The organism is Aliiruegeria sabulilitoris, from assembly GCF_001558155.1.
Classification (GTDB): Bacteria; Pseudomonadota; Alphaproteobacteria; order Rhodobacterales; family Rhodobacteraceae; genus Tropicimonas; species Tropicimonas sabulilitoris.
Genome location: NZ_LOAS01000075.1, coordinates 1 through 5,354 on the forward strand (window position 1 = coordinate 1; position 5,354 = coordinate 5,354).

Below are 5,354 nucleotides of genomic sequence, written 5' to 3' on the forward strand. Positions count from 1 at the left end.
TCATCGAGCAGGGCTGGAACCCCAAGAAGATCCAGACCCTGCTTGGCCACGCCACGATCGGCATGACGATGGATACCTATGGCCACCTCTTCGACAGCGCCGAGGAGGACCTGACGATGTTCGCCAAGCTGGAGAGCGACCTGTTGGCGGCTTAGCGGCGCGGGCAGGTTCAAGTTCAGAAACGCCGAATCCGGCAGGGCGATTTTATGCCCTTCATATGCATTGTGCTCAGTCCCGCCGGTCAACTCCAAGGATTGGGCACCATCCCGACGCCGCGCGCCGGGACAGCCTCCTTAGGCAGCCGCCCCCACCTAGGACTTCGCGGTCTGGCGGGGGCGCAGCCTTTCCCTATTTCGATGTGATACCGGCGACATGCTCCATCCACCCGACGAGATATTGGAACATGACGAAGAGAAACTGCCTGTCGGCCCTTTGCCAATGCAGTTCGCCGTTGGGATCGGCCTGCCGAAGGATCCGAAGAACCGAGATGTCGCGATCGGTGAGCTTGGGATCGAAAACCAGGTTCAACGTGCCCCAGACCTCCGGGTGGTACTCGCGCATGGCAATGCGCGCGAAGTCGATTGGATCCGCACCGCATGCTTCGGCGAGCGCCAGAATGCGTTCGATCGGAACCTTGGTCTCGCCTGTCTTCATCATTGAAAGCACGTTCGGCTTTGCAAATCCCGCGCGCTGCGCGATCTCGCGCTGCGTCAGGCCCGAGTGCTCGATGGCGGTGGTCAGGAAGGCGGCGGTGGGGCTCTTGGTCATGTCATGCTCATCAGCGTTGTTTCATTCACTGCTGATATAGAAGGACGCGTTCGATCCGGGCGGGGGCAAGGACGGAGGTGTGAGCGAGGAGATGAGAGGGCGTCGTCGTGATCTGACCCATCGGAAGCTTGTAGTTGAGATGGCTGTCTGAGCTGTCTTGGCATTGATTGCCAAGAGCCGGCAAGCAAGAGCGACGAGAGCTCACAGGTCGTGAACGAGCCCGGAGCGGACGTTGCACGATGCAAGTCGACAATGAGTAGACTGCTCCGTAGCATGGTTGAGTACGAGATGCTCACAGACCGAAAGAAAAGGAACGGCCACGTGATCGAAGCCCCGCCGACGCTGACTATCAAGAAAGACCTTCGGCGCCCGACCGAAGCACAGATTGCAGCATTTCATGGTGCCCCCACCGGCTTTGTCGTTGACGCCATGTTTGGAGGTGGCGCTCTCTCCAACAACATTCAGCCGATTGGAGGGGGGCGGGATCTAACCTGCGCCGCGGCAGGTCCCGCATTAACTGCGGAATGTGGCGCCGCCGACGTTTTGGCAGTGTTCGCATCGTTGAAATTCATTCGACCCGGCGACGTCATCGTGTCCTCGTTTTCAGCCTATTCCGGATGCGCAGCCGGTGGCGATGGCTTGATTGGAATGATGAAAAATTCCGGTGCGGCCGGGTTTGTTACGGACGCACCGCTGCGTGACTACGATGGCATAGTCTCGGTTGGATTGCCGGTTTGGTGTACCGGAATTACCCCAGCGTCACCGCACATGTCGGGACCTGGAGCCGTTGGTTTCCCGATCCAAATCGGTGCACAAGAAGTGGAAACTGGTGATATGATCGTAGCCGATCAGGATGGCGTAGTTGTCGTGCCGTTCGAGCGTCTGGATGAAGTTATTCAACATCTCGAACGTATTAGGAGTGCCGAGCGTGCGCAGGACGAAAGAGTTGCCGCAGGACTGCAGGTTCCTGATTGGGTGGAGCAACTTTTGGCAAGTGACCGAGTTGCTTTCAAAGAGTAAAAGTCTAACGGAAGTGCGTTGAGCGCCAGCGACTGCTTCGTCCAAGGTTTGTGGCTGCTGTCAGCGTGAGCTGCAGCGGCGACAAACCTTGGACATTGCCGCCGATCATCGACTCTGTCTTTCCAACCGCTTCCTGCGCATTGCCGACGCTCGCTACGTCTCAACGGTTTGCAAGTGCAGTACCATCCTCTGAACCAGAAGCGGCAACTCGTGGTCCGTGCAGCGATTGGCAGTGAAGAGCCCAATCTACCCTTTCGCAACCAACACGGCGTCCGACCGGGCGGACACAACCGGTCGCTCGGGGCGTTCGGTCCCATGATGGAGCGGGGAGCATTTTCTGGCCTCGCAAGGCACTGAGGAAATTACAAAAACCATCAAACGGTGATGAAGAACGGATGGCGCGCGTTACGGCGAAAGAACTCCGAGCCGACGCGCGACATCAGAAATCGCTTCCCATTTGTTGATGTCCCGCAGACAATGCGGGCTTGGGATGACTTATTGTCCCCGGAAGATGGGAGAAAGTCACCTCAAGAAAAAAAGCCACCAATGGGAGGACACCATGAAGGACCATGAGCTGACAATGGACGAGTGGGACGAGGTCAAGAACCCTCGTCCTGAGACTTCGGAATTCGACCTCGTTGTGGAAGAGGCCATCTCACGCAGGGGCTTCCTGGGCGGTGTCCTTGCCTTCGGTTCCGGTGCCGCGGTAATGAGCACCGGCACACTTCTTTCTTCCACGTCTGCCAGGGCACAGGCCGCGAGCCGCTTCGCCTTCAAGCCGATACCTATCGCGACAGATGCCACCGTTCATGTGCCCGAGGGCTACAGCTGGTCGACCGTCGTCCGCTGGGGCGATCCGCTGCGCTCCGGTGCAGCCGCGTTTGATCCCGCCAACGGGCACGATGCCGCCACCGCGGAGCATGTCTTCGGCGAGAACACCGACGGGATGTGGCTCTATTCCATTGACGGTCGCGAGGTGATCGCCGTCAACAGCGAATATGCCAATCGCAAAACCAACCTTCCGAACTCCGAAGGTGTGCCCCAAAGCGCCGATGACGTGCTAATGCTACAGCGCATCCAGGGCGTCACCATCATGGAGGTCGCTCCGAACGAGAGTGGCCAATACGAGGTTGTCGTCGACTCGCCCTTCAATCGCCGCATTGATCACAACACACCGATGACGTTCTCGGGTCCGGCAGCGGGTTCGGACCTGCTGAAAACGGATGCCGACCCCGAAGGCATGACCCCCTTGGGCACGATGAACAATTGCGGCTCAGGTCCGACGCCGTGGGGGACGTATCTGACCTGCGAGGAGAACTTCAACGGCTATTTCGGCTCGACCGATGCGGAAGCGGAGCTACCCGAAGACTACAAGCGCTACGGCATCGGCCATGATGGCTGGGGCTACGATTACCACAAGTTCGACGAGCGCTTCGATGTCTCCAAGAACCCGGCCGAACCGCGCCGGCAGGGCTGGGTCACCGAGATCGATCCCTCGGATCCGAACTCGACCCCGATCAAGCGGACCGGGCTCGGGCGCTTCAAGCACGAGAACGCCGCCTGCACGCTGGCGCCGGACGGGCGCGTGGTTGTCTACATGGGCGACGATGAGCGCGGAGAGTATCTCTACAAATTCGTCTCGAACGGGGTCTACTCGCCGGGGGCCGATGGCGGTGCACTGCTCGATGACGGGACCCTTTTCGTTGCGAAGTTCAACTGGGACGGCACGGGAGAATGGCTGCCGCTGACACCGGAAACGACCGGCATGGAAGCGGTAGAGATCCTTGTCTTCACTCGCATGGCGGCCTCGGCGGCCGGCGGCACCACGATGGATCGTCCCGAATGGGTGCAAGTGAACCCCGTCGCGGCCGAAGGCTATGCGTCTCTCACGAACAACAAGAACCGCGGCGTGAAGCCGAATGCGGGCGGCGACGACACCTCGGTCAACGGGCCCAACCCGCGCGAGGCCAACAAGTATGGCCAGATCGTGCGTTGGTACCCGGCGAATGACGATCACGGAACATCGTCATTCCGTTGGGACTTGTTCGTGATGGCTGGCAACCCGGTTGTTGGTGAAGGCGCCTACAAGGGTTCCTCGAACGTCAACGAAGGAAACATGTTCAACTCGCCAGACGGGATGATGTTCGACTCGACCGGGATCGTCTGGATCCAGACAGACGGGGACGACTCGAACGAGGGCGAGTTCGAAGGCCAGGGCAACAACCAGATGCTGGCCGGTGATCCGGTCACGGGCGAAATCCAGCGGTTCCTGACCGGCCCGAACGGGTCGGAGGTAACAGGGCTTTGCTGGTCGACGGACAGAAAGACGATGTTCGTTGGAATTCAGCATCCTGGCGGCTCCTTCCCGGACGGAGAAGGTTTGCCACGTTCCTCTATCGTCGCCGTTTGGCGTGACGACGGTGCGTTGGTCGGCTGAAGCAAATCCGGCTTGGGCCGGGGACCCCGGGCATACCGGGGTCCTCTCCTGGCTTCGAAACAGACTTGGTCGACAGCACAGCGGTTGTCAGCGGACGAAACATCCCTCGGCCAGATGATCGCCAAGTCGTAGACCGTGAACCGCCGCATTGGTGGTTGAGGCTGAATACTCGTGAGACCGTTTCGACCAAGACAGTTTCTATTGCGGGGAACGCAGGCCACGCGCGCTGGACTGCGTTATTGCGTTCTGATGCTCCTGCCTATTTGGTCCTCCGAAACAACTGCCGCCGAACTCTTGCTTCCAAAGGAACAAGTAAAGGCAGGGCGCACGCTGTTCCTAAAGAACTGCGCAAAATGCCACGGGAAGGACGCTTCGGGCGGCAGTGCACCGGATATTCAGGGCATGATCCTACAGGATGTCGTGGAGTCGGTTCGCGGCGTCGAGGCCATGCCCGAAATTGCGCTGAGTGAAATGGATGCAAAGAACATCGCGGTCTTCCTGATGTCACTTTCTCCGGATCAAGCCCGCTTAAGACTTGGAATAAATTAGATTTCTAAAGCCGTCCCTCTCTATGACGCCCTTGGCGGACGACATCGAAAGAATTGGCCGAGGCTCGGAATGCTTGGTTACAAAGCGGATGGGTGCGGCATTCTAACGAAGTGGTATGGCGCCTGAAGAAATCGACCGGGTGCTCAAACTATCTCTTTTCGGTCGGCATCAGCTTTTTCTGCGTTCTTTTCGCATTGGGTCAAGGCACTGCATTGTCGTGCGGCGAGCAGATACGTCGGTGTTCCGACACCCCAGCGAGTGGTTCTTGTCGTTGAACCCCTGTTCCTCTTTGACGCCTGGCCTGGAGGGTCTCTCCTGACTACAATTGCCGCGCCTGCGAAAAGGGGAAACTGGGCATCGTCACGATAACGCAGGCAGCATACTGCTCGGCATCGGACGCCAACGGCAGAAATGTCCGCCAATTCGCCCTTGATGTGTGGCGCGGCGAACGTCCGGTCCTTGATTGCCATGCTGGATACCAGACGACCGCGACGGGGATTTCTGCACTGCCGGGAATGACCGCTAAGTCCGGATTCTGTGGAAAAACAACCTGTCGTTCTCGCAGAAAGTGGGGGCTTTT

At 58.9% G+C, this 5,354-nt stretch carries 5 protein-coding genes; 3 read left to right on the forward strand and 2 right to left on the reverse strand.

Annotation, left to right across the window (positions count from 1 at the left end):
• Positions 1 to 348: 348 nt before the first annotated feature.
• Positions 349 to 768: a helix-turn-helix domain-containing protein gene (locus AX756_RS24385; RefSeq protein WP_068318422.1), complete on the reverse strand. Its 420-nt coding sequence runs from the start codon at positions 766 to 768 to the stop codon at positions 349 to 351.
• A 321-nt stretch (positions 769 to 1,089) separates the two neighbouring features.
• On the opposite strand from AX756_RS24385, the gene AX756_RS24390 reads away from it, so the two are divergent.
• The 3 genes from AX756_RS24390 (at position 1,090) to AX756_RS24400 (ending at position 4,774) form a co-directional block, all read left to right on the forward strand.
• Positions 1,090 to 1,788 (forward strand): RraA family protein, encoded by a 699-nt coding sequence (locus AX756_RS24390; protein ID WP_068318429.1) that lies wholly within the window; start codon positions 1,090 to 1,092, stop codon positions 1,786 to 1,788.
• Positions 1,789 to 2,347: 559 nt separating this feature from the next.
• Positions 2,348 to 4,225 (forward strand): PhoX family protein, encoded by a 1,878-nt coding sequence (locus AX756_RS24395; protein WP_068318425.1) that lies wholly within the window; start codon positions 2,348 to 2,350, stop codon positions 4,223 to 4,225.
• Positions 4,226 to 4,474: 249 nt separating this feature from the next.
• Positions 4,475 to 4,774: a c-type cytochrome gene (locus AX756_RS24400; RefSeq protein WP_068318427.1), complete on the forward strand. Its 300-nt coding sequence runs from the start codon at positions 4,475 to 4,477 to the stop codon at positions 4,772 to 4,774.
• Positions 4,775 to 5,093: 319 nt separating this feature from the next.
• Here the strand turns inward: AX756_RS24400 and AX756_RS26575 are convergent.
• Positions 5,094 to 5,354, reverse strand: a 261-nt coding sequence (locus tag AX756_RS26575) for a hypothetical protein (protein ID WP_231701184.1), incomplete at its 5' end; no start/stop codon positions are given.

Excerpts from the sequence above, each read along its gene's own strand:
- AX756_RS24385 (WP_068318422.1), bottom strand. The coding sequence starts at position 768 with ATGACCAAGAGCCCCACCGCCGCCTTCCTGACCACCGCCATCGAGCAC.
- AX756_RS24395 (WP_068318425.1), top strand. The coding sequence starts at position 2,348 with ATGAAGGACCATGAGCTGACAATGGACGAGTGGGACGAGGTCAAGAAC.
- AX756_RS24400 (WP_068318427.1), top strand. The coding sequence starts at position 4,475 with ATGCTCCTGCCTATTTGGTCCTCCGAAACAACTGCCGCCGAACTCTTG.